Genomic DNA, 23,349 nt, shown 5'->3' on the forward strand with positions numbered 1-23,349 from the left:
TAAGGGCGAGTGAGCCTCAGGCCATTTCGGGTTGCGGCTGTTCTGCCGGTTGCCGCGCCGGTGCGTCCATCGCTTCCCACGATCTGGTGGTGCGTACATAGCCGTACACCACCGAGGCCATCGCCAGAATGAGGAGAGGGCCGAACACCCACGGATGGTTGGCCATTTCCAGCGGAATGTAGCGGTACGACACCAGGAGCGCCGCGAACACCACGGCGCCGTACGTGACGAACTGAATTCCTGACCGGCCCCAGCCGCGGTCGAACGAGCGCATCGCTGCCTCGACCGTCACCGCGAACACCACACCGGCAAGGAGATCCGCACCGTAGTGGTAACCGAATCCCAGCGTCGCACTGAGGGTGGCGATCAGCCAGAAGGCGCCCGCGAATCGTGCGATCCGTGAGCCCTTGCGGGAATGGATGAAAAGCGTGGTGGCCCATGCCGTATGAAGGCTGGGCATGCAGTTGCGCGGCGTGACCTCGTCGTACGGCACCGGGTGCGGGGCGCTGATCGCCGTCACCGTGTCCGGCCAGAGGTGAGCCAGCGTCCATGGCCCGCCACCGGTGCCGAAGGCGCCGTCGCCGTAGGTGAAGACCGGTCCGACCACGGGGAAGATCATGTAGATGGCCGGCCCGAGCAGGCCGATGACCAGGAAGGTGCGCACCAGGTGGTGGCCCGGGAAGCGGCGTTCGGCTGCCACGTTGCGCAGCTGGTACAGCGCGAAGACGGCCGCTGCCAGGGGGAGCTGACCGTAGACGGTGTGGAGGACGTGGGAGCCGACGGGGCCGGTGGCCTCGACGATCCGGCCGGCCACCCAGGACGGGTTGCCCAGCGCGTGATCGGCGATCACCACGTACTGGTCGAGCACCATGGGGCGGGTCTTCGACGTGATGAGCAGCCAGGTGTCGCCCGTCTTGTGGCCGAGCACGAGCAGCATGCCCAGCCCGATGCCCTTCAGGAGCACGACACGTTCCCGGCCTTCGCGACGCGTGACAGCGATGACCACATATCCCAGAATCACCCAAAAAGCGCCATTGCCGAAGACCGGCTTGACATCGACCGCCCACCGCACGAGAAAGAAGACGCCGTCGATGCCGACGGCGGCACCCGCCGCGATGAATCGCTCCCGCCAGGTGAGCACGACCATCATCAACGCCATACCGGCGTACAACAGCGCCCCCGACTTGGGGGCGAACACCACTTCTTTCGCCTGGCCGGTGATCGGCCCGGGCACGCCGTAGTGATACGCGAAGATCTCCAGCGCGGCGAGGAATCCGAGGGTCAGCACAGCCGCCGTGACCCACAGCATCGTCCGCGGTTGACGCGGCGCGGCGAAATCAATTCTGTTGTCTATTCGCGAACGCGCTCGGGACGTCATAGGTCTCAATTGTTTGGCCGATTTGTTAGATTTATTTAAACGATTTATCCTTCGCGCCGGATCGCCTGGATTTCCCGCTGAAGGTTGGACGATGAGGGCGGACGCCCTTCGATCATGTTATCGGAGGGGCGCGAGGGCTTCACCGGGCATGAGTGACGCGAAGGACTCGAGCCGCGGCCGTCAGGGCGAGGTGCCACGGGTATCCCTCCGGCCGGCCCTCCCCCGGCTGGTTCGGGACGAACCCGTCCTCGTCGCCGTACAGCACCGTCACACCAGCCTCCCGCAGCGTCTCCACGGAACGCTCGAACGCAGGATGCCGCACGTGCGCGGCGTTCACGCACGGCATCGCCACTATCGGGATCCCCTTGCCGATCCCCTCCGCCACGACCCCGACAACGAAGCTGTTCGTCAGGCCGAGGGCCCACGCATTCACCGAATTGAAGGTGGCCGGCGCGAACAGGATGAGGTCCGGCTCCGGCCATACGTCCGGTTGGCCGGGCAGCTTGTAGTCGAAGCGCACCGGATGCCCGGTCAGCGCCGCCAGACCGTCGAGACTCCCGTCCAGCCAGCGGGCGGCGGTGGGCGTGAGCCCGAGGCAGACGTCCCAGCCGTCGGCCTGGGCCGCCTCGATCACCCCGGCGACATCGAAGACCGGTGGCGCCGCCGAGCAGAAGAGATACAGAGTCCGAGGCATTGTCATGGGGCCCATCCCACCCTGCCGAGTGGATCACACGCAACTGCCCCCATGGAGAAGGGCGGCGAGGGCGGGACGGGTGGGAGCGGGCGAGGTTTGAGAGCCCTACCGGTGGAGAGGTCACTGGATGCTCATCGCTGCGACACCGTTCCGCGTTCCCGTTCCGCGTTCCGTTCCATCAGCTTACGGAGACTGCTCATGTCCGATGTCAACAGCCCCTACCAGCCCGGTACTCCCTGCTGGGTCGAGCTCACGGTCCCGGATCAGCAAGCGGCACTCGACTTCTACCGCGACCTCTTCGGCTGGGAGGGCGAGGCCGGGGCGCCGGAGACCGGTGGGTACGCCGTCTGCACCCTGGACGGGAAGCCCGTTGCCGGCATCACAACCGCCATATCGCCCGACGGCGGGCCCACCCCACCGACCGTGTGGACCACATACCTTGCCGCCTCCGACGTCGACAGCAGCGAGAAGGGGATCGCCGACCGCGGTGGCAGCGTCGTCATGCCCGGCATGGACGTGCTCACGCTGGGCCGTATGTCGCTCGCAGCCGACCCCACCGGCGCGGTGTTCGGCCTGTGGCAGGCCCGGGACTTCCTCGGCGCGCAGGTCGTCAACGAGCCCGGCGCGTTCATCTGGAGCGAGCTCAACACCAGTGACCCTGACGCCGCATCACACTTCTACTCCGACGTCCTGGGCATCACGAACAGCCCGTTGGAGGGCGAGGAGGGCTACTTCGCCCTCGCAGTGGAGGGGCGGGCCGTCGCCGGGATGCAGGGGCTCGACAAGCTCCCGCCGGGCACGCCCTCGCACTGGCTGACGTACTTCGCCGTCGATGACACCGACAGCACGGTCGACGCCCTGGTCCGCGCCGGCGGCACCGTCCGCAAGCCGCCGTTCGACATGCTCACGGGCCGGATGGCCGTCGTGCAGGACCCGCAGGGCGGCACGTTCGCCGTCATCAAGCCCTTCCGACCGGAATCCGGTTGACTCCATCGGCTCACCGGGACCGCCGGCTCATCGGCGACATCCGGGCCTTCTTCCCCAGGGAAACAAGGGAAACAAAGGCGTAACGTGCGCTGACTATCGTCATCGGATGAGTAGCAAAGTGAACGGGACAGCCACCGGTACTCGGGTCCGGGCCGGTACCGAGGAGGACCTCGAAGAGCTGACCCGTATCTACAACCACTATGTCGTCGAGACGCCGATCACCTTCGACATCGAGCCGTTCACTGTCGAGCAGCGCCGCCCGTGGTTGGCGTCCCACCCGGACCACGGGCCGCACCGGCTTCTCGTGGCCGAGGAGGGCGGGAAGGTCCTCGGCTACGCGACGAGCAGCGCGTTCCGGCCGAAGCAGGCGTACTCGACCTCGGTCGAGACCAGTGTGTACCTGGCGCCCGAGCAGGCCGGGCGCGGTGTCGGCAGCCTGCTGTACACCTCGCTCTTCGCGGTGCTGGAGCACGAGGACGTACGCCAGCTCCTCGCCGGGATAGCCCTGCCCAACGAGGCGTCGGAGCGGCTCCATCTGCGCTTCGGTTTCCAGCCCGTCGGGGTGTACCGGGAAGTCGGGCGGAAATTCGGGAAGTTCTGGGACGTCGCCTGGTTCCAACGGCCGCTGTAGCCGCCGTCGCCACGCCTTCTTCCCGCTCCGGGCCAGGGAGCGGGAAGGAAGCCGGGAGCCGGTGGATCAGATGCTGTTCGAGCTGGACCGGCCGAAGAACTCGACTTCCGCGATGGCGACCTGTTTGTCGCCGGAGACCGCGTAGGCCGACTCGACGGTGAGGCGGACCCTGACGGCGTCCGCGATACGGAAGGGACGGCGCTGGCCGCCGGCGCCCTGGTCGAGGGTGATGTCGCGGGTCGTGGTCTTTCCGTCCTTCATGGTCACCGTCGCCTTGACGCGGTACGGCAGCGCCGACGCGCCCAGCTGCTCGGCGCGGGCGGAGACGCCGGGGGTGATGATCACGTCCAGCAGACGGGTGGGCTCGGCGAAGCTGAACTCGATCCACTCGCCCTGGCCGGACTGCGAGACGCCCGGTCCCCACCAGGTGTTGCTCCGCTTGTCGATGGTGAGCGCAGGTGCGTGCCCGGGGTAGGAGCGTGAGGCGCGGACGCCGTCCGGGGCGACCGGGGCGCGCTTGGCGAAGTGGTCGCGCCCGGCCTGGACAGCGTCGGGGATGTAGAGGATGCCGAGGACGAGCAGGGTCAGGGCGAGAGCCGCGGCGACCCAGGTGCCGATGCGGTCGAACGCCCGGCGCAACGGGGGCCGGTCACCGGCCCAGGGGGTGTCCCGGTCCCGGCCGAGGAGCCGGCGCCACCAGGGACGGTGGCCGGGGGGCTGTACGGCCTCGTCGGCGAGCGGCATCGCGCAGCGGACGCAGAAGTGGCGGTCGACGCGGTTGGGGGTGGCGCACCAGGGGCAGGGCGGGCCCCCGGTTTCCTGGGAGAGGCCGGGGGCGCGGACCTGCGGACGGTCGGCGTCGGGGCGGCCGGGCAGCACCGGGGCCACGGCGGGCGGCGGGGCGGCACTGGGGGCGGCCGGGTCGGCGACGGGGACGAGCAGGGAGCGGGCCCGGTCGCTGTCCGGTGCGTCGTCGGTACCGGAGGGCGGTACGGGGGCCACCGGGACCGTGGGCGCGGAGTCGCCCGCGTCGTACCCGGCGGAAGCACGCGGTGGCCCGTCGGCACCCTGGTCCGGGGTGCTCGTGGGCGCCGGGACCCGGTCGGGGGTCGTGTCCGGGTCTGCGGGGAGGGGCTGTTGGGGTGCATGGGGTGTGTGGTCGACGGCGACGGGCCGGTCGCGCCCGTCGGTGGTCGCGTCCGTGGCCGTGCCGGTGTTGTTCCGGTCAGCGGCAGGCACCGGGCTGCCGGCGCGGGGGCCGGGGCGGTCGAGGGTGTCCCGGGCTGCGGCGCTGTCCGCGGTGGCCGCGGAGCGGGGCGCACGGGCGCCTGCCCGGTCCCAGCCGAGTACGGCGCCGCAGGAGTCACAGAAGGACTGGCCCGGTTCCGCGCGGGTGCCGCACTCGGCGCAGTGGTGGGTGGTCATCGCTGCGGGGTCCTTTCAGCGGCGGTCACGTCGACGGTGTAGGGCATGTGGGCGGGGCGGGCCGCGGCGACCAGGGCGTCCAGGCGGTGCGTGTCGGCCGGGGTCGGGTCGGGCAGTTGGAGGATGACGTGGAGGTGCGGGCGCGGGGTGCCGGGGAACGGGCCGAGGGGGCGCGCGTTCCAGCTGGCGCCGCCGCTCTCGATGATCTCGGGCGCGACGCCGAACACGAGCCGTACCGCCTCGCTCAGGCCGCGCCGGGTGCCGCGTACCCGGTGCAGACGGGCGGCGGCCGCGACGGCGGCGCGCAAGCGGGGCTCGGGTTCGGTGCCGTCGGTCTCGGCGCCGACCCACGTGCCGAGCCACCGCGCGAAGTCGACGGGGGTCAGGGCGGGGTCGAAGTAGGTGTCGAGGCAGTCGAGGACGTTGAGGACGGGGGCGAGCACGTCGTCGAGTCCGGCGACGAAGCGCTGGGCGAGGTCGTCGTCGGCGAACACGGCCGGGAGCATGGCGCCGATGGGGGCCGAGGAACCCAGCCCGTCGATGGAGCCCCTGCCGCCGCTCACGTGACGTCCCCGATGACGCGGACGCGGTGGTCGTAGGAGAAGACCAGGGACGGGGCGTCGAGGTCGATGCGGTCGGTGGGGTCGCCGCGTTTGCCGGTGAGGGGGTCGGCGGGGTGCAGGACGACTTCGTCGACGAGCTCGACGCCAGGGACGCGCTGCAGGACGGCGAAGACCTCGCCGGACTGGACCGGACGGCCGAAGGGCCAGCCGCGGCCGTCCGCGCCGCCGGTGAGCGGGTCGAGGTGGCGGTAGAGGGCGTCGTGCGCCTGGCGGCGTACGCGGTCGGTGTCGGTGCCGCGGAAGGCGTGGACGGTGGCGACGACGGTGACGCCTTGGTAGTAGGGCGGGCCGACGGCCAAGCGGGTGCCGATCAGGCGGCGTTCGTCGAGGTGGCGGGTGATGCGGCCGAGCAGGTCGTCGCCGGGCACGAGCTGTTCGAAGCGGAGCCGGCCGCCGGGGTCGGGGACGGCCTGCGGGACGACCACGACGCGTACCGCGTAGGCGCCGTGGTCGCCCTCCTCCCCTTCCAGGCAGGTGATGCGGGCGGTCTCGGGGGCGGCGCGGCGGGCGAGTTCCTCGTAGTCGCGCAGGGTGACCGCGCGGTCCTGGGCGCGCAGCGTGATGGGCGCCCGGAGCTTGGCCTCCTCGACGGTCTCGCCGTCGACGCCGCCGCGGGCGGCCTCGCGGTTGACGACTTCGGCGACGTACGGGATGGAGGTGCGCAGCACCTGGACGGCGCCGCGGGCCACGTTGCCGGAGCGGCCGCCGCCGGTGCGGTAGCGGCGGGCGCGGATGACGGAGCCCTTGGGGGCGCAGGCGCCGTACTGGCGCAGGGTGCCGTCGGGTTCGCGCACAGCCGGGCCGAAGGCGATCTCGCCGGTGGCGGCGTCGAGGGTGATGTGGCGGTCGTCGGGGCGGGAGGCGGCGAAGTGGGGGACGACCTGCCAGTCCTGCCATCCGTCGTGCGCGGCGGTCTGGAGCAGCAGGGGCTGGGTGTCGCCGACGACGGGGGCATGGGCCAGGCGCAGGCGCTGGCCGGGCAGGCCGGTGGATTCGCCGAGGGCTTCGTCGTACACGGTTTCGGCGTGGACGGCTCGGGTGGTGGCGCCGATGGTGAAGGCCTCGGCGGAGCGGATGGTGGGAGTGGTGGTGTAGAACGGCTGGCCGGACCGGGGTTCGGTGACGCGGCAGCGCACCCAGCCGGCCTCCTGGCCGCCGGTGCGGGACAGGACGTGGCCGCCCGGGATGTGCAGGACGATGTCGCCGGGGCGGTTGAGGCCGCCGGTGCCGTCGCGGTCGACCTCGCACGGCTGCCAGCCGTCCTCGGTCCACGCCTCCCACTCGAGCGGGGGCTGACGGGGGTCGACGCCGACGCCGTCGACGCGGCTGTCGAGTTCGAGTCCGAGCGCGCAGTGCGGGACGGCGGCGGTGAGCCCCAGGAGCAGACAGTCGCCGGGGCGCGGTGACTCGGCGAAGCACGCCATGTCCCGGCCTTCGACGAGGTCGGCGGTGCGGTCGGCGACGGGCTCGCCGCGCTGCTGGACCACGACGTGGTTCAGGGAGCACGGGACGACGGTCAGGTCGCGCTCGGTGGCGAACACGACGGCTTCGTCGCGCTCGGTGCGCACGGTCGAGACCTCGGTGCCCACCGGCACCGATATGGCCTCCTCCTGCGGTGCGGACAGCCAGAAGGTCACGTCGGTACGGGCCGCGGCCGGCGGGAAGAGGGTGATGCCGACCAGGTCGAGGAAGGCGAGGTGGTTCTTCTCCGGGACCCGGTTGAGGCGGTAGACGATCTGGTCGGCCATGTGGGCGACCGTCTCGACGAGGGTGACACCCGGGTCGGAGACGTTGTGGTCGGTCCACTCGGGGGCGCGTTGCTGGATGTAGCGCTTGGCGTCGTCGACGAACTGCTGGAAGCGGCGGTCGTCGAGGTTGGGTGAGGGCAGGGACATCAGTGTTCGCTTTCGGGGAAGGTTCCGGGGCCGGCCGGTCCGCCGGGACCGTCCACGGGGCCCGGCTCTCCGGGCTCCTCGTGGGAGGGAATGACGTAGAACGGGAAGACGAGGCTGCGCGGGTTGTTGGTGCCGCGGATCGCGTAGCGCACGTCGATGAAGAGCACGCTCTGGTCGGTGCCGGCGGTGACCTCGACGTCGTGCACCTCGATGCGCGGCTCCCAGCGGTCGAGGCTGACCAGGACCTCGTGCTGGATACGGCCCGCGGTCTGCTCGTTGACCGGGGCGAAGACCAGGTCGTGGATGGCGCAGCCGAACTCGGGGCGCATCGGCCGCTCCCCGGGCGCGGTTGCCAGGACGAGCCGGATGGCCTCCTCGACCTCGCGCTCGCCACTGACCAGCGCGATACCGCCGGTGGGCCCGATGCGCAGGGGAAACGCCCAGCCGGACCCGACGAACTGTTCGGCCATCAGCCGGGCACCTGCCTTCCACGCCGCCTCGCACGGCAAGAGCTCACGGGATCACCATCGGAATCGGAATGGTGGTGACTCCGAACTCCGGGGAAGCGATCAAGGTGGTCGGTGCCTTGATCGTCGTGTTGACACCCGAAGTGATCTGTACGGTGCCCACGCCGCTGAGGTTCGCGACACCGAGGGCGTCGAGGTTCAGGGCGCCCAGCGCGTTCACCCCGACCTCGGGGGCCCGTACGTTGACCATGGCGCCGCCCTCGATGCTGAGCGGGCCGCCGCTCTTGATGGTCAGGCTGCGCCGGGCACTGAGCGTGAGGTCGGTGCCCGCCTCGATCGACACGGAACGGCCGCCCGTGATGCTGACGGCGCCGTCGCTGTCGATGGTGATCTCGGTCTTGGTGCGGTCGAGGTTGACGACCAGCTTGTCGTTGCCGGTGGCGATCCGGACGCCCTGCTTGCGCAGCCCGGTCCGCTGGCTGAGCAGGTCCACCCGGTTGCCCTTGCGGTCGGACAGGGTGTGCCGGGTGGCCTGCTTCTTCAAACCGTCGTGCAGGGGCACGTCGTCGACCCGGGTCGGTACGTCGCGGCCGTTGTAGAGCCCGCCGATCACGAACGGGTGGTCCAGGGCCCCCCGGTCGAAGGCGACGAGCACCTCGTCGCCGACGTCCATGGGGAAGACCCCGCCGCCGCCCTTGCCTCCGAGCTGCACGCTGCGGGCCCAGTCGCTGACGTAGGCGTCGTCCAGCCAGGGGAAGTTCAGCTTGACCCTGCCCTGACGGAGCGGGTCCTGGACGTCGGTGACGACGGCGTTGGCGACGCTGGGCAGCCGCGAACTCGCGCCACTCCCACCCCCGCCGCCCGACGTCAGCCCGTACAGGGAGCGCCACTGGCGTCCGCTGACGGTCGCCCAGGACTCGTAGTGCTTGCCGTCGCCGAAGACGTGGCGTACGGACGTGACGGTGTACTTCCCCTCGAAGGGCTCGCCGACGTCGGCGAGGGCGACGGGCACGCCGGGCCGCAGCTCCGGGTTCCCCCGCACGACGACCTCCAGCTCGGCGAAGGAGGAGGTGATGTCGCCCGCGAGGGACTCCGCGGCGTGGCGGACCTCGTCCTGGCGGTCGTAGGGGGTTTCGGTCTCGACGAGTTTGGCGGCCTTGAACTTCCCGGCGGCCCGGCCCGGGCTGGTGCCGATGGTGATGCCCGGGTCGGTGGAGACGGTCGCCACCTCGGTGATCTTCTTCTTGGTGGTCACGTTCCAGCCGCGCGACTCGACCTTGCCGACCTGGTCGGCGGCGGTGACCGCGGCCCGCAACCGCAGGATGTCGTGGCCTGCCTGGAGGACGAAGGGGCTCTTGTCACCGTCCGTGTCGGGCGAGGGCGCGCCCGCCGACGACTTCGGCTTGACGAATTCGAACCTGCCCCTGGAGTTGAGCGACATCACCCTGCCGTTCTCGTCGGCGAGCCGCGAGAGGAAGTCCCAGTCGGTGACGTTGGACTGGCTGATGAACGCGTACGCCCCCTTCGTCGCCTGGATCCGGCCGATGGGCACACCGTCCTGGGCGGCGAGCTTGCGGGCGATGTCGGAGGCCAGCTGGTTGCGGTACGCGGCGACGCGGCGCTGGCGCATCAGCCGGTGCCCGTAGTCGTAACCGCGGATGACGGTGAAGCTGCCGGTGCCGTCGTAATCGGCCTCCAGGCCGGTGACCTCGCCGGTCAGCAGCGGGTTTCCGGCGCCCTGCCCGTCGGCCACCGGGGTGAGGACCACCTTGGTGCCGAACTGCACCTTCAGCTCGCTGAGGACCAGCCGGTACGGGTCGCGGAAGGTGAGGCGGAAGGCCGCGGGCACACCGGCGCCCTGGTCGACCCAGCCGTCGACGAGCATCGGCGCGATGTCCGGGGGCAGCTTCGCGCCGCCGATGGTGACCCGGATGATGTTGGAGAACGCGGTCTGCACCATCAGGAACGCACCTCCTCGGCGGCGGGCAGCACGAGTTCGGCGCCCACCGGCAGCCGGGACGGGTCGTCGATGCCGTTGGCCTCGGCGATCGCGCGCCACACGGTGGCGTTGCCGTACTCCTGCCAGGCCAGCGACTGGAGCGAGTCACCCGCGACGACACGGTGCACCCGCTGCGCGGTCAACGCACCCGAAGTCGGGTTCTGCCCCTTGGTCTTGCCGGGGATCTCGTGCAGGTGCAGCTGGCAGGTGGCGCGGAGGGGGATGCCGGTGGTGCCGAACAGCGTGTAAGACGCCTCGACGGAACTCACGTACGCGGTGAACCGGGCCGTGGAGAAGGACCCCCACTCGAAGACCACCCACGGCGGCGACGGCTGGTCGGCGGCGATGCTCTTGGCGGTCACCTCGCAGCACCTCAGCAGCGACTCCACCTTCTTCAGCACGGTGTTGCCGGTCGGTTTCATGGAGGAATCCAGGAAGATCTCCACGGTCATCTCCCGCGGCTCGGCACCCATGAACTCCGGCTTCGAGCCGTCCCGCACGGCCACGGTCGGGGTGGTCTTCCACTGGGCACGCTGGGTGAGGGACAACTGCGCCGGGTTGAACTCGAAGCCGAACCTCCGCATGAGCTTCCCGGGCATGGTGCTCGTGCCCACCGGGGGCTGGTGGATGGCGAGTCGGGCGCGTACCAGGCTCTTGCCCGCGCCCTTGTTGCTCTTGGCCATATGCGCTTCCTCTGCGGTCCTTCGTCGTCCTGTGGGCCCGTGGGCCGCCGTCAGTCGGTGAAGCCGTGGTGGGCGATCTCCAGCACCTCCGTGGCGACGGCGGGACTCGCCGGGTCGAGGGTCGGCCCCTGCCAGCTGACGGGCAGTACATCGATCAGCCCCCACCGGGCCACCTCCGAGCCGTCCGCCCGCAGCGCCGAGATCTGGGCGGTGGGCCGCTTGATCCCGGTCTGCACGGAGGAGATCCACTTGGCGACCTTCGTGGTGTCCGGGGTCAGGGGGCGGGTCAGCCGGATGGTGGAGAAGGTGACGCGGGTGGGCAGCGCCCAGACGAAGCCGTTGTTCCCGCCCTCCTGCCGGTGCTCGATCTCCACCTGCGACGACAGGCCCTCGCACCCGTTGAAGTAGCCGAGGCTCTCGCCGTCGATGGCGAGGGTGAACCAGATGGTGGAGCCCGGATCCTGACGGGACATCGGGAGTGCGCCTTTCTGTCGTGGTCGTCGGTGGTGAGGTGACCCCCGCCGTTCGTCGTGCGGTGGCGTCGGTCAGCGGCGGGGGTCGCGGAGGTGCCCGATCCGCTCGCGGTCCAGGCGCAGTTCGGTACGGATGAGGCGGGTGACGCGGCCGATGATGCGGTGCACCAGCTCGTCGAGCTGGAAGTCGGTGAGCTCGCGCGGATCGAACCCGCCCTCGGGCACCGCCGTGTACGCGGGCAGCGCGTCCGCCTGAGCCGCGGGCGGGGGGTTGCCCGGTGTGTACGAGGGCGGGTCGTCGGACGGGGTCGGGCCGGGGCTGTACGGCGGCGGAGGGTCGGCCGGTGGAGCGTGGCCGGCCGGTGGGGCATGGCCGGCCGTGCGTCCCCACAAGTGGCCCAGCGTGGATTCCACGGTGGCCGTCGTGGCGGCGGCCAGGGCCTCGGTGGTGCGGCCGGGACGGCTGGCACGGCTGCCACGGCTACGGCCAAAGATGCGCTGGACGGGGAGCGCGGCGGTGGTGTCCGCGGGCCCCGGGGCGGGGGCGGCGTGGAGCGGGCGGGCAGGTGACGGCGGGGGTGGCGCGAGAGGGGCCACGGCGAGCGGGAGCCGGGCGCCGGTGGCGCTGCCGGGCGCGGCGGAGCGGAGCAGGGGCACGGCCTTGGGGTGCGCGGGACGGCTGTCGAGCGCGCGCTGGACTGCGGGGAGGGAGCCGCGGGAGGAGAGGGGGGCCGGGGCCGGGGCGGGGGCGGGGGCGGGAGAGAGGAACGGCGGCACCGTCGGTACAGGGAGCGCGTTTGGTGCGGATGGTGCGGGCGCGGGGGTCGGCGCCGCAGGGGTGGTCGGGGTGGCGGCTGGCTGGACCGGTGCGGGGGTGGGGCTGTGGGCGGGGCTGGTGGGGCTTTGGGTGGGAGTGACGCCGGGGCCCGGGGCCGTACGCCGTCCGGCGAGCGGCACCGCAGGCCCGCTGGTGCGGCTGACGCCAGGGCCTGGTGCCGTGCGCCGACCGGCGAGCGGCACGGTGTGGGTGGGCGCGGTGGCGAGGGGGGCGCCGAGCGGGGAACGCCGTGTGGGGGCGGTGCTGGTCGGGGCTGGGGTGGTCAGGGCTGGGGTGGTGGGGGCCGGTTCCGGGGCGGGGGCCGCCTGGTGTGCGGACGGGGTGGTTTGAGGTGCCGGGCTCTGGCTGATGGCAGCGGGCTTCGAGGGGGCGGGCGCGCCAAGGCCCGCGCGGGGCGGTGGAGTGCTGCGCTGGACCGGGCGTACGGACGGGGGGTTGGCGGGGTGTCGGGAGGCGGCGGGCTGCTCCGTCGCCGGAGTGGGGAGGGAGCCGGAGGCCGAAGTGGCGGCGGAGGCGGTGGGGCCTGTGGGCACGACGGGCGGGCGCCCGGTGGAGCGCTGTACCGGGGTGGACGCCGTGCGCGGTGGGACACCGTCGCCGGTGGCCGGAGCCGTACCGGGAGCCGATGAGCCCGATGCTGTCCGAGCCGGGCTCAGTGAGGGCTGCGTTGTCTCCGATCGGCCGGGGGCCGCTGCCTGCCGCTGGACGGTGTGCTGCGCGCTGGTCGCGTCGGCGGGCGGCCGGTTCGCCGAGGGGGCCGCCGCGGGCACCTGTGTCGCGGGCGAGCTGTCGGCGGTACGCATCGGTGCGGGGGCGGAACGGTCCCGGTGCATGGCGAGATCGGCCGACGACGACCGTCCGGTGCCGGGCGGTCGGATGGCGCCGGGGGTGGTGCCGGGAGTGGCACCTCCGCCGCCGGACTCCGGCGCGGGGCTCTGGGACCGCACAGCCCGCTGGACCGGCGCGCTGGGGGCCGCACCAGAGGTGGCTCCGGGGGCGGTGCCTCCGCCGCCGGACTCCGGCGCGGGGCTCTGGGGCCGCACGGCCCGCTGGACCGGCGCGCCAGGGGCCGCACCATAGGTGGCTCCGGGGGCGGTGCCTCCGCCGCCGGACTCCGGCGCGGGGCTCTGGGGCCGCACCGCCCGCTGGACCGGCGCGCCGGGGGCGGCCAGGGGGCCGGTGTCGATACCGCCGTTGTGGGCGGGCTCCGAGGGGACGGCTGCTCGCGTCGCCGCGTAGGTCGCCGCGTCGGTGGGCGCGTGCGTCGATCGACCGACGGGCCGGGAAGGGCTGTCGTCGGGCACCGCGCGTTGGCCGCCGACGGGCCCGGCATCAGCGGCGGGCACCACGCGCTCGCTCGCAGCCCCGGAGATCGTGCCGCGATCAGGAGCGGGGCCCGGCCGGGCGCCGCCAAGTCCGGTCGTGGGCCCGCCTGTTGAAGCGGGCCTCCGGCCGTCGGGCGTGGTGGCGGTCCGCGCGGGGCCGTGTGCCGGTAACGCCCGCTGCACCGGGGTCCCGGTCGTCGTACCATCAGGTGCGGCGTCGTACTGCGGCGCGGTCGGCCGCACCGGCGCATCGGCGCTCGTACCGCTGCCGGGCGCGGTAGGCGCAGGGCCCTGCGGGGACACCGCGCGCTGCACCGGGGTGCCGGCCGAGGCACTCGCGCCAGGAACGGGCGCCGTCCGGCCGCCGGGCGAGTCGGCGGTACCTGCCGCATCGGTACGAGAGACCGGCGCGACAGGCGCAGACCCGCGCGGGGACACCGCGCGCTGCACTGGGGCGCCCGCCGAGGCACTCGCGCCAGGAACGGGCATCGTCCGGCCGCCGGGCGAGTCGGCGGTACCTGCCGCATCGGCACGAGAGACCGGCGCGGCCGGCGCGGACCCTTGCGGAGACACCGCGCAGCCCGCCACCGCCTCTCCCTCCGGCGGCGAGGCCGAGGGCGCGGCGTACGGGCGTACGTCACGCCGCGCCGACGCGCCCGCCGCCGTGCCCTCGGGAGCGCCCGCCGCCGTGCCCCCGGCGGGTGCGCCTGTCTGTGACGAGGCGGGAGCGGGTCGGACGGTGGCGGGCAGGGCGCGGCGCTGTACGGCCGCCGACCTCGGCGGCGCCTTGGTCAGGGTGGGCTGCGGCCGGGGCGGAGCGGGAACGGACGGTACGGGGGTCACGCGCACCCCTCGGGCCGCCCGGGGCGGTGCGGGCACCGGCGCCGTGGGCGATGCCGACTGCACGGAGCGCGCCCGCTGGACCGGCGGGACCGGGGCCTTGGGCGGCAGCAAGGACGTGGCGCCCGGCCCGGCCGCCGAATGCGCGACAGGAGCCGCAGGCGACGCGCTCGCCGCCGGTATCGACCGCAGCGGCGCGACCGGCATCCGCTGCGGCGCCGGTCCACCGACGGACGGTTCCAACGGCCGTGTCCGCGATGGCAGTTCGGCTCCAGCGACAGGCCCCGCCGGGCCGGTCAGCCCTCCCGAGAGCAGGCCGCCCGCTTCCGGGTCCAGCACGGCCGGGGACACCGCACCCGTGAACGACGGGTTCTGCCACGTCGGCAGCCGTCCGCCGAACCCGGCGTCCGCGACCCCGGTACGTACAGCACCCGTCGCCCGCTGGATCGGCGGCAGGTCCGGCCAGGCGGCGACAACCGTCAGGGGCCGAGCGTTGTCCGGCGTGTTCCCGGCCGCATCCGGGCCGGAGCCCGTGGCCGCACCTCCACCCGCACCCACGCCCACGCCCACACCCGCGACGGCACTCGAACCCTCGCCGTCACCGTCCCCGCCGACACCTCCCCCGCGCTCGTCCCGACGGGCGGCCCGCAGCCGGTCCAGGAATCCCACCGCTCAGCTCTCCCCCGCGCCGCGCGTCACCAGGGACGCGATCTGGTCCGTGTAACGGCGGCGGTCGTGGTGTTCCAGGTCCAAGATCGCCTCCAGGCTCCAGTGGAAGTGGTAGGCGACGTACGCGACTTCCTCGTGCAGCCGGTCGGTCGCGTACGTCACGATTCCCCCAGGCGGCTCCCGCCGAGTTCCACTTCGAAGGGCTCCGAGCAGTGCGGGCACCGGACGGCCGCCCTGGTGTGGCCCTCCGCGTTGATCTGGCGGTAGAAGTCCTGCAGAAACGCCAGGTCGGAGGCGAACATGTTCTCCACGATCCCGTCGTGCACCGTCGTCAACGTGCCCAGCCGGGTGATGACCCGGCCGAGCAGCACCACCGACAGGTACGCGGGGTTCTCCTGGACGCGCACGTCGCGCAGCGGGACGAGTTCGTCCCGTGCCGTGGACAGGCGCATCACCCCGTCCCGGTGTACCGTGCCCGACTCGTCGACGTACCCGCGCGGCAATTCGAAGGCAAACTCGGTGCGCAACTGGTCCCTCGTGGCCGTCCCAGCCGGTTCCTGCCCGGAGGCGGGGGGTGCGACGGCGGGAGCCGACTGGGGGTCGTCCGCTCCCGCCGCCGCAGTATGGGGGGCAGCGCTCGCTGCCGTGGCAGTCGTACGCCGCATTACTCGATGACCAGTTCTTCGAACACGATGGTGATGGTCTCGGTCAGCGCGGAGGCTTCGCCCGCCTTCACCGTGCTCGTGTCGATCTTGCTGCACCAGGCGTTGCGCAGGTTGTAGCGCTTCACCGGGTTGTCCTCGAAGTCCATCATGATGATGGAGGCGTTCTTGCGGGCTGTGGACATCCGGCCGTTGATGGAGTCGTTGATCCACTGGGTGAACGACGCCGACTGGGTCATGCCGCGCACGACGGTGCACTGCCCGTCCTTCTGCGTGCCCGGCAGCAGGGCTATCTCGTTCTTTCCGGTCGCGCCGTTGTTCTGCGGGTACCTGATGACGTCCTGTTCGAGGGTGAGGCCGCTGACCTCGGCGAGGTATTCGACCATCACGCCGTCGATCTGGAGACCGAAGTTGTGTGAGGTGAGGGCGTCACCCGGCTGGAGACTCATCTGTTCGCTGTCCTTCTGAGGGTCAAGGGGCCCGGGAGGGGCGTACGGGTTTACGGAGACGGCGCTGCGGCCGGTGCGGCCTACTCCTCCAACTCACCGCTGCCGCTGGAGAACTGGGCCAGCCGGAAGATCACGAACTCGGCGGGCTTGACCGGCGCGATGCCGATCTCGCACACCACCCGGCCGAGGTCGACCGACTCCGGCGGGTTCGTCTCCTCGTCGCACTTGACGTAGTACGCCTCCGCGGGGCTCTGGCCGAAGAGCGCTCCGTTGCGCCACTCGTTGACCAGGAACGCCGAGACGTTGCGGCGGATACGGGCCCAGAGGTTGTGGTCGTTCGGCTCGAACACCACCCACTGGGTGCCGATCAGGATCGACTCCTCCAGGTAGTTGAAGTACCGGCGGATGTTCAGGTAGCGCCACGCCGGGTCGGAGGAGAGCGTGCGGGCGCCCCAGATGCGGATGCCGCGGCCGGGGAAGGCCCGGATGCAGTTGACGCCGATGGGGTTGAGCAGGTCCTGCTCGCCCCGGGTGATCTGAAGTTCGAGGTCGACGGCGCCGCGTACCACCTCGTTGGCGGGGGCCTTGTGCACACCGCGCTCGGAGTCGTTGCGGGCCCAGATGCCGGCGACGTGGCCGCTCGGCGGGATCAGGCGGGACTGCCCGGAGGCCGGGTCGAAGGACTTGATCCAAGGGTAGTACAGGGCCGCGTACTTGGAGTCGTAACCGGCCGTCTCCTGGCGCCACACGCGGATCTGGCGGGCGTTCTGGCCGGGCGGCGGGTCGATGATGGCGACCCGGTCCCCCATCAGCTCGCAGTGGGCGATGAGGCCGAGCTGGACGGCCTTGACGGCCTCCAGGTCGATCGCCCCGCGCTCGTAGGCCGCCATCAGGTCGGGCACGGCGACCATGGAGATCTCGTCGATGGCCTCCAGGCCGCCGAAGCCGGTGCGGTCGGAGGAGTCGCCGAGGTAGTGGGCCGGGCCGGGGTGCGCGGCCTCGTCCCGGCCGGTGTCCTGGGACACGGCGGGGGCGGGAGCGGGCGGCGGCGCGGGCAGGGTCACCGTCTGGTTCTCGGGCCGGGCCAGCTGCGCGGAGGGCGCCGCCTCCGTCACGGTGATGAGCCTGGACTGCTCCTTGACCTGCGTGACGACGTAGGAGCGGTTGCCCTTCTTGGCGCTCACGTCGAAGGCCTCGACCTGCTTGCCGCCGTCCTTGACGATCAGCCGGAACCGCTCGGCGGGGCCCTCACCCTCGGGGTCGGCGACCTCGACGGTCAGCGGCCCGTTCGCCCCGGCGGCGGTGGCCGTCACGGCGAACGTGCCGAGCTGCGCGGGCTCGGCGGCGGCCAGGGCGGCCGGGGCGGAGGTGCCCGTCACCGCGGCGGGCCGAGACGCCGCGCCCCGGCCGTTCCCGGCGGCGCCGTCGGCCGTGCCCCCGACCCGGACCACGTATGCGGCGGAACCGCCGTTGTTGAAGAACCCGTAGACGGAGTGCGCGAGGTAGTAACCGTCGGAGAAGTCGCCGAAGGCCGCGACGTACTGAGTCCAGTTGGTCACCAGGGTCGGTTCGTTGAGGGGCCCGGTCGGGGCGAGCCCGACGAAGGCCGCGACCGAGGTGCCCACGCCCTCGATCGGACGCGACCCACTGGCCACCTCCTCGACATAGACGCCGGGCGACAGATAGGACGGCATGCTCTGCTCTCCTCGGGGTACGCGACAGGACTCCCCTCACCCTCGCTCGCGCGGCACCCTCACCGAAACGGCCTCAGGTGCCGGTGCGGGGGCAGCCACGTTGCCCCCGGCGATGCCCGGAAGGACAGGGCCGGGGGTCCGAAAGTCAGTTGGCTGCTTCGTTGTTGGGGGGACGGCCGCACTCGCAGGCCCGGGCAGGGCGGTGCCAGGCCGTCGCGATTCGGCCAGGGCCGCTCCGTCAGCCGTTGTACCCGGCCGCGCACCGGTGCGACAGGGCCGTTGAGGCACCCTTCGGGGCAGACCCGACCGGCGTACGGTCACACCTGATGCGGCCCGGCGTGAAGCGTGGGGCCGGGTCACCGGCACGTCCGGTGCTCCTCGGTGTGCCGGGACCGCGAGGGCAGTCCGGCAGGTGATTCCGGGCACCTCGCCGTGTCCCAACGGCTCCTGACACCGCGAAAGGCGCACCCTAGCGTCGTCGTGTGAGCCTTTGGACTTCCCTGGAACCCGCGTCCGCGACCGTCGACCCCGGCAGCACCACCCGCGTGCGCCTACGGGTGCGCAACACCGGTGACGTGGTGGACGAGTACCGCTTCGAGCCCGTGGGCGGCCCGGCGCCCTGGACCACGGTGGAGCCGCAGACGCTGCGGCTGTACCCGGGAACCACGGGAACGGTGGAGCTGACGTTCGCACCACCCCGGACCCCGGACGCGACGGCCGGGCCGAACCCGTACGCCGTGCGGATTACTCCGACCGAGCATCCGCAGGCGGTGACCGTGCCGGAGGGAATCCTCACCATCACGCCGTTCAGCGAGGTGCGGGCGGAGCTGGTGCCGGTGACGGTCAAGGGAAGGTTCCGGGGGCGGCCACGGCTCGCGGTCGACAATCTCGGCAACACCAAGGTGACCGCGTCCATCAGCGGCAGCGACAACGGCGAGCACCTGTCGTACGAGATACGGCCCGCCGCCCTGCAGATCGAGCCGGGGCGTGCGGCGTTCGTGGACGCCGCGCTCCGGCCCCGGCGGATCATCTGGTTCGGCTCCAAGGAGGAACGGCCGTTCGCCCTGGCCGTCCGCCGCTCCGGAGCCGAGCCCACCCAGGTGCAGGGCACCTATGTCCAACGCGGCTTCCTGCCCCGCTGGCTGGCGACCTGCCTCGGCCTCGTCACCGCCCTCGCGATCACCTTCGTCATGCTGTGGATCGCCTACAAGCCGCAGGTGCGCAGCAGCGCCACGGAGCAGACCCAGCAGGCGGGCAACACGCTTGCGCCCAGCGCCGCCCCCAAGCCGCTGGCCTCCCCCAGCGCCGCCGAGCCGCCCGCCAAGGAGCAGCCGCCCGCCGGGAAGTCCGACGGAGGCGGTGGCGGCGGGGCGCCCAAGGAGACCAAGAAGCCGGCCGGCGATCCCCCCGTGGTGCCCGCCACCAACATCCTGCTGCGCAACACCACCACCAAGATGTGCGCCGAACTCCCCGGGCGTGACAAGGGGCAGCTCAACGGCCCCGTCCAGCAGGCCACCTGCCATGAGACGGGCGACAACCAGAACTGGAACCTCGAAGTGACGGATCCCAAGGGGGGTCCGGGCGGGCAGCCGCTGTTCCTGATCCGCAACGTCAAGGACCAGTTGTGCATGGACCTGCCCTACTACGGGGCCCAGCCCGTCCGTACCGGGATCACCGAGTTCACCTGCGACGGCACGACCGCCGACAACCAGCTGTGGTGGATCCAGAAGCAGGACAGCGGCGCCTACTGGATCCGCAACTTCGCCAGTGACAACAAGTGCCTGGACGTGGCGGGTTACAGCGACGGCGGCGTGGGCGCCAGGCTGACGCTCTTCGACTGCAGCAACACGGACGACCAGGAGTGGCAGGTCATCCACCCGGCGAAGAGCTGAGTCACCAGCCGCCCTCCCCCGGCACGAGGCGGCCCGCCTTGCGGTATTCGCGGCGGGCGCCTTCCAGGAGGTCGGCGGCGGTGACCTCGTGGCCTCGCCCGGCGGCCAGGTACGCGGCGGTGACCACCGCGCTGCGGATGGACCCGCCGGCCATCTCGAAGTCCCGTGCCAGCGACGCCGGGTCGATCCCGTCGGCGGACGGGACGTGGGCCAGGCCGTGCCGCCACAGGGCCAGGCGCTGCTCGGCGTCCGGGAACGGGAAGTCGACCACCAGGTCAAGCCGCCGGGTGAACGCCTCGTCGATGTTGGCGCGCAGGTTTGTGGTGAGGAGCGCGATCCCGTCGAAGGACTCCAGCCGCTGGAGCAGATAGGCGCTCTCCATGTTGGCGTACCGGTCGTGCGCGTCCTTCACCTCGGAGCGCTTGCCGAAGACGGCGTCGGCCTCGTCGAAGAGGAGTACGGCGTCGGTGCGGTCGGCCTCCGTGAAGATCCGCTCCAGGTTCTTCTCCGTCTCGCCGACGTATTTGTCGACGATCGACGACAGCTGGACGACGTAGAGGTCGAGGCCGAGGTCGGCCGCGACCACCTCCGCCGAGAGCGTCTTGCCGGTGCCGGACTCGCCCGCGAACAGCCCGAGGACGCCCCGGCCGCGTCCACCGCCCGCGCTGAGCCGCCAGTCGCCGAGCACGCGGTCGCGGTGGCGGGCGCGCAGGGCGAGTTCGCGCAGCTGGGTGAGGGGCCCTTCGGGCAGGACGAGGTCGCGCCAGTCCACGTCGGGCCGGATCCGCCGGGCGTGCCGTTCCAGCCCCGAGGCCGACTGGCGGCGGGCGGCGCGGCGGACGTGGGCGGCGGTCACCGGTGTGCCGTCGAAGGCCGCGAGGGCGCGGGCGGCCTGCGCGGCACGCTGGACGCGGTCGCCACCCAGGCGGTACGGGGCGACGGTGGCGGCCAGGTCGAACCCGTCGGCGTCGGCGCCCAGCGCCGCCCGCCAGGCCGCCGTTCCACCGGCCCGGCGGCCCGGGGCTTCGAGGACCAGCGGGTCGTGCGGGGACCAGTGCGGATCGTAGGGGCGGGGGTCCGTCAGCAGTACGGTCACGTCCGGTGCCGCGGTCAGCGCCCGTACCAGCGGGCCGGGGTGGTCGGGCAGACCTGGTACGACGACGGCCCGACCGGCCAGGCGTGCCTCGCGCAGCAGCTCGGGGACGTGGTCGGCGGGTTCCGGACAGCGCAGCGCGTCGAGGCCCGCGGCGCGCAGGGCGGGGGCGAGAGCGGCCAGGCCGTCGCCCTCCCGGCGTTCGCGAAGATAGACGACGAGCGGGCCGGTGCGCAGCCGGGCGGCCAGCCGGTCCGTGAAGCCCTCGGTGCCGGGGGCGGCCGGCAGCGGGTCCGGCATCGGGTGCAGCCGGCCGAGGAGGGCGGCGTCCGGGGTGTCGTCGCCCAGGAGATGGCCGATCAGCCGGTCGGGGACGCGCAACGAGCGGCTGAGGAAGGGGCGTTCGGGTTCGTCGACCTCCAGGAGGCCGAGCTCGCGCAGCGGCGCCGACGCGTGGAGGCGGGCGCGGGCCGCCGCCGAGGACGCGGGCAGCCCGCACAGATCGAGGGCGAGGCCGACGGTGGCGCGGCGCCGGCTGACGTCGTCGTTGAGGTAGCCGTAGAGCGGCTCGAAGGTACGGTCGACGTCGGGGGCGAGGGCGATGAGCAGGAAGGCCGTGTCCCACTCGGTCAGCCGCATCCGCTCGGCCAGACGGGCCAGGCGGTCGGCGGGGCCGGAGCCGCTGTCGATCAGGGGCACGGCCGGCAAGGTGGCGTCGGTCTGGGTCGGCGCCCAGGTGTGCAACAGGTGGTGCGCCGCCTCGTCGGACACGTAGAGGCCGCGCAGCGGGTCCTCGGCGGTGGGGTCGGCGGCGGTGCGGTGCTCGACCAGCGCGGTCACCCGTTCCCGCAGGAGGGCGAGGCGGGTGAGCAGGGCGTGGGCGGCGTCGTACGGTTCGGGCACCGGCTCGTCCTGCACCGGGGCCGGTGTCTCGGCGTACCGGGCGTTCACCGCGGATCCTGGTGGTCGGGTGCCGCGGCCTCGCGGGCGGCGGCCACCTGGTGCGGCCGGTGGGAGCGCTCGGAGGACTGTGGAGGACCGCTCTCCGGGCCGCGCAGCCGGACCGTCGCGCCCTCGGTGACCACTGGCCCGGCGTCGTACTCCGGGAAGGAGGGGAAGGGCACGGTCACCACCAGATCGAGGGACGGTTTCAGTTCGCCGCCCAGGGCGGACCAGATCTCGGCGAGGGAACGGGACTCCGTCTGGGCGCCGGCGACTGTCACCGGAACCGACAGGCCCAGCGCCCCGAGGGAGCCGGGGAGTTCGGCAGGCGGCACGATCTCGCGCGGCAGCAGGGTCGCCAGCGCCGCGGACAGCAGCCGGTGTTCGTCCTGCGGGGTCTTGGTCCACGCCGTCACCAGGTACGACAGCCGAAACCAGCGCGGTGGCCGGCGGCGGCGAACCACGATGTCCCGCTCGTCGCGCACCGGCATGCGGCCGCGCTGGCGCCGGTCCACGTCCTCGCGGATGTCGTACAGGTAGGTGTTGATCACGGGGGCGTTGCGCCGGGCCGCCCAGTCCCGGGTGGGAGCCTCGAAGGACACCTCGATGCCGGAGCCCGCCAGCGCTCCGCCGCCGAGGAGACCTTTGAGTACCTCGTCCACCTCGTGGATCACGCTCGCGCTCCCGCCATGCCGGTCCGCCGGCTCCCTCGCTGCCGCCTGCTGTCACCGATCGTGCCCCGCACACCGCCCCGCCCGCAGGCACGGCCGGACCGACGGCGGGGCAGACATCCTTGCCCGTACGGTCCGAAGAGCCCGCCGTGGCTTGCCCGTTCGGGCCATGCGACCTGTTGCCATGCGGCCTCTTGCCGTGCGGCCTCTTCGGGCCCTTCAGCCCGTCGGGCCCGCTCGGTCAGATGTAGCCCTCTCGCAGGGCGTACGCCACGGCATGCGCGCGGTTGCGCAGATGCAGCCGGGTGGTGAGTGCGTGGATCACGTTCTTGACGGTGCGTTCGGAGTACGACAGCTTGCTGGCGATCTCCGCGGTGTCGAGCCCCTCGGCGATCAGCCGCAGCACGTCCACCTCGCGCGGTAAGAGGCCCAGCGAGGGGACGCCGGGGCGGCCGGCCGCGCCCCGGTGCATGGTGCCCACTTGGCTGATGAGCCTGCCGAGGAGGTCCGCGGGAAGGTCTCCGTCGCCGCGCGAGGCGGCCAGGACCGCCTGTACGAGCCGATGGGCGCTCGCTTCGTGGCGCCAGACGATGGCACCGATGCCGCATCCGACGACGTCCAGCAGCTCCGTCTCACGGATCGTGTCGACGACGACCACGGCCCGCGCGCCCTCGCTGCGCACGATCCGGCGCAGCCGGGTGAGCGCCGCCTCGTCGAGCGTGTTCTCGATGAGCAGGGCGACCGTGCCGGGACCGGGCTGCTCGCGCAGCTCGATCTCCGGATGCCTGCGCAGCTGGCTGACCGCTCCCTCAAGGCTGATCGGATCCGGTGCGGCGACCGCGACCGGGACGCGCCGACGGACGGTGCTGCCGCCGTCTCCTGTGCCCGACACGGTGGCGGTCCCATGTGAGTTGAGCAACCGTCTCCCCTGTTCACGAGCGTGCCGTACGGGTTCGTCCGGCAATGGGTGGCTGCCTTCACCCTTCTTCGCCCGCGGCGGCGTACGCAATCGTGGAGCA

Annotated in this window: 21 protein-coding genes; 4 read left to right on the top strand and 17 right to left on the bottom strand. The window is 72.5% G+C overall.

The window, feature by feature from the left end; genetic code table 11:
- Positions 1 to 16: 16 nt before the first annotated feature.
- Both AB0G17_RS11100 and AB0G17_RS11105 read right to left on the bottom strand, forming a co-directional pair.
- Positions 17 to 1,309 (bottom strand): phosphatase PAP2 family protein, encoded by a 1,293-nt coding sequence (locus tag AB0G17_RS11100; RefSeq protein ID WP_361379806.1) that lies wholly within the window; start codon positions 1,307 to 1,309, stop codon positions 17 to 19.
- A 208-nt stretch (positions 1,310 to 1,517) separates the two neighbouring features.
- Positions 1,518 to 2,078: a flavoprotein gene (locus tag AB0G17_RS11105; RefSeq protein WP_361379078.1), complete on the bottom strand. Its 561-nt coding sequence runs from the start codon at positions 2,076 to 2,078 to the stop codon at positions 1,518 to 1,520.
- 192 nt (positions 2,079 to 2,270) lie between these two features.
- On the opposite strand from AB0G17_RS11105, the gene AB0G17_RS11110 reads away from it, so the two are divergent.
- Together AB0G17_RS11110 and AB0G17_RS11115 are read left to right on the top strand one after the other, a co-directional pair.
- On the top strand, positions 2,271 to 3,059 hold the full coding sequence (locus tag AB0G17_RS11110; RefSeq protein WP_361379081.1) for a VOC family protein: 789 nt from the start codon (positions 2,271 to 2,273) through the stop codon (positions 3,057 to 3,059).
- Positions 3,060 to 3,177: 118 nt separating this feature from the next.
- Positions 3,178 to 3,690, top strand: coding sequence for an N-acetyltransferase family protein (locus AB0G17_RS11115; protein ID WP_361379809.1), 513 nt, complete (start codon positions 3,178 to 3,180; stop codon positions 3,688 to 3,690).
- 66 nt (positions 3,691 to 3,756) lie between these two features.
- Here AB0G17_RS11115 and AB0G17_RS11120 read toward each other — a convergent pair whose 3' ends face one another.
- From AB0G17_RS11120 to AB0G17_RS11155, 8 genes are all read right to left on the bottom strand, one after another.
- Positions 3,757 to 5,115: a zinc ribbon domain-containing protein gene (locus tag AB0G17_RS11120; protein ID WP_361379084.1), complete on the bottom strand. Its 1,359-nt coding sequence runs from the start codon at positions 5,113 to 5,115 to the stop codon at positions 3,757 to 3,759.
- The gene (locus tag AB0G17_RS11125; RefSeq protein WP_361379812.1) at positions 5,112 to 5,621 is read right to left on the bottom strand and encodes a phage tail protein; all 510 of its coding nucleotides are present in this window, start codon (positions 5,619 to 5,621) and stop codon (positions 5,112 to 5,114) included. The genes AB0G17_RS11120 and AB0G17_RS11125 overlap by 4 nt, the downstream gene beginning before the upstream one ends.
- Positions 5,622 to 5,674: 53 nt before the next feature.
- Positions 5,675 to 7,633, bottom strand: coding sequence for a putative baseplate assembly protein (locus AB0G17_RS11130; RefSeq protein WP_361379087.1), 1,959 nt, complete (start codon positions 7,631 to 7,633; stop codon positions 5,675 to 5,677).
- Complete coding sequence (locus tag AB0G17_RS11135; RefSeq protein ID WP_361379090.1) at positions 7,633 to 8,103, bottom strand: GPW/gp25 family protein; 471 nt, start codon at positions 8,101 to 8,103, stop codon at positions 7,633 to 7,635. Before AB0G17_RS11135 ends, AB0G17_RS11130 begins: the two co-directional genes overlap by 1 nt.
- Positions 8,104 to 8,146: 43 nt before the next feature.
- Positions 8,147 to 10,060, bottom strand: coding sequence for a VgrG-related protein (locus tag AB0G17_RS11140; RefSeq protein ID WP_361379093.1), 1,914 nt, complete (start codon positions 10,058 to 10,060; stop codon positions 8,147 to 8,149).
- The gene (locus AB0G17_RS11145) at positions 10,060 to 10,782 is read right to left on the bottom strand and encodes a LysM peptidoglycan-binding domain-containing protein (RefSeq protein WP_361379096.1); all 723 of its coding nucleotides are present in this window, start codon (positions 10,780 to 10,782) and stop codon (positions 10,060 to 10,062) included. Before AB0G17_RS11145 ends, AB0G17_RS11140 begins: the two co-directional genes overlap by 1 nt.
- Positions 10,783 to 10,832: 50 nt before the next feature.
- Positions 10,833 to 11,255 carry a phage tail protein gene (locus AB0G17_RS11150; protein WP_361379099.1) on the bottom strand — a complete coding sequence of 141 codons (423 nt, stop codon included), beginning with the start codon at positions 11,253 to 11,255 and terminating at the stop codon, positions 10,833 to 10,835.
- 72 nt (positions 11,256 to 11,327) lie between these two features.
- Positions 11,328 to 11,912, bottom strand: a complete 585-nt coding sequence (locus AB0G17_RS11155) for a hypothetical protein (RefSeq protein WP_361379102.1) — start codon at positions 11,910 to 11,912, stop codon at positions 11,328 to 11,330.
- Positions 11,913 to 12,441: 529 nt separating this feature from the next.
- Between AB0G17_RS11155 and AB0G17_RS11160 the strand changes: the two genes are divergently transcribed.
- Positions 12,442 to 13,173, top strand: a complete 732-nt coding sequence (locus AB0G17_RS11160; RefSeq protein WP_361379104.1) for a hypothetical protein — start codon at positions 12,442 to 12,444, stop codon at positions 13,171 to 13,173.
- Between the two features lie 1,757 nt (positions 13,174 to 14,930).
- Here the strand turns inward: AB0G17_RS11160 and AB0G17_RS11165 are convergent.
- The 4 genes from AB0G17_RS11165 to AB0G17_RS11180 all read right to left on the bottom strand — a co-directional run bounded on the left by AB0G17_RS11165 (position 14,931) and on the right by AB0G17_RS11180 (position 17,732).
- Entirely contained in the window at positions 14,931 to 15,089 is a 159-nt protein-coding gene (locus AB0G17_RS11165; RefSeq protein WP_361379107.1) for a DUF6760 family protein, read from the bottom strand.
- Positions 15,086 to 15,592: a hypothetical protein gene (locus AB0G17_RS11170; protein WP_361379110.1), complete on the bottom strand. Its 507-nt coding sequence runs from the start codon at positions 15,590 to 15,592 to the stop codon at positions 15,086 to 15,088. Before AB0G17_RS11170 ends, AB0G17_RS11165 begins: the two co-directional genes overlap by 4 nt.
- Complete coding sequence (locus AB0G17_RS11175; protein WP_361379113.1) at positions 15,592 to 16,038, bottom strand: phage tail protein; 447 nt, start codon at positions 16,036 to 16,038, stop codon at positions 15,592 to 15,594. Before AB0G17_RS11175 ends, AB0G17_RS11170 begins: the two co-directional genes overlap by 1 nt.
- 80 nt (positions 16,039 to 16,118) lie before the next feature.
- Positions 16,119 to 17,732 (bottom strand): phage tail sheath subtilisin-like domain-containing protein, encoded by a 1,614-nt coding sequence (locus AB0G17_RS11180; protein WP_361379117.1) that lies wholly within the window; start codon positions 17,730 to 17,732, stop codon positions 16,119 to 16,121.
- A 482-nt stretch (positions 17,733 to 18,214) separates the two neighbouring features.
- Here AB0G17_RS11180 and AB0G17_RS11185 point away from each other — a divergent pair, with 482 nt between their 5' ends.
- Positions 18,215 to 19,624, top strand: coding sequence for an RICIN domain-containing protein (locus tag AB0G17_RS11185; RefSeq protein ID WP_361379120.1), 1,410 nt, complete (start codon positions 18,215 to 18,217; stop codon positions 19,622 to 19,624).
- 1 nt (position 19,625) lies between these two features.
- Here AB0G17_RS11185 and AB0G17_RS11190 read toward each other — a convergent pair whose 3' ends face one another.
- From AB0G17_RS11190 to AB0G17_RS11200, 3 genes are all read right to left on the bottom strand, one after another.
- A complete protein-coding gene (locus AB0G17_RS11190; RefSeq protein WP_361379815.1) occupies positions 19,626 to 21,635 on the bottom strand; it encodes an ATP-binding protein in 2,010 nt (669 codons plus the stop codon).
- A 29-nt stretch (positions 21,636 to 21,664) separates the two neighbouring features.
- Positions 21,665 to 22,333, bottom strand: a complete 669-nt coding sequence (locus tag AB0G17_RS11195; protein WP_361379123.1) for a DUF4255 domain-containing protein — start codon at positions 22,331 to 22,333, stop codon at positions 21,665 to 21,667.
- Between the two features lie 238 nt (positions 22,334 to 22,571).
- Positions 22,572 to 23,222 carry a response regulator transcription factor gene (locus AB0G17_RS11200; RefSeq protein ID WP_361379126.1) on the bottom strand — a complete coding sequence of 217 codons (651 nt, stop codon included), beginning with the start codon at positions 23,220 to 23,222 and terminating at the stop codon, positions 22,572 to 22,574.
- Between the last annotated feature and the right edge of the window lie 127 nt (positions 23,223 to 23,349).

It is taken from the genome of Streptomyces sp. NPDC023838 (genome assembly GCF_040639555.1).
Taxonomy (GTDB): Bacteria; Actinomycetota; Actinomycetes; order Streptomycetales; family Streptomycetaceae; genus Streptomyces.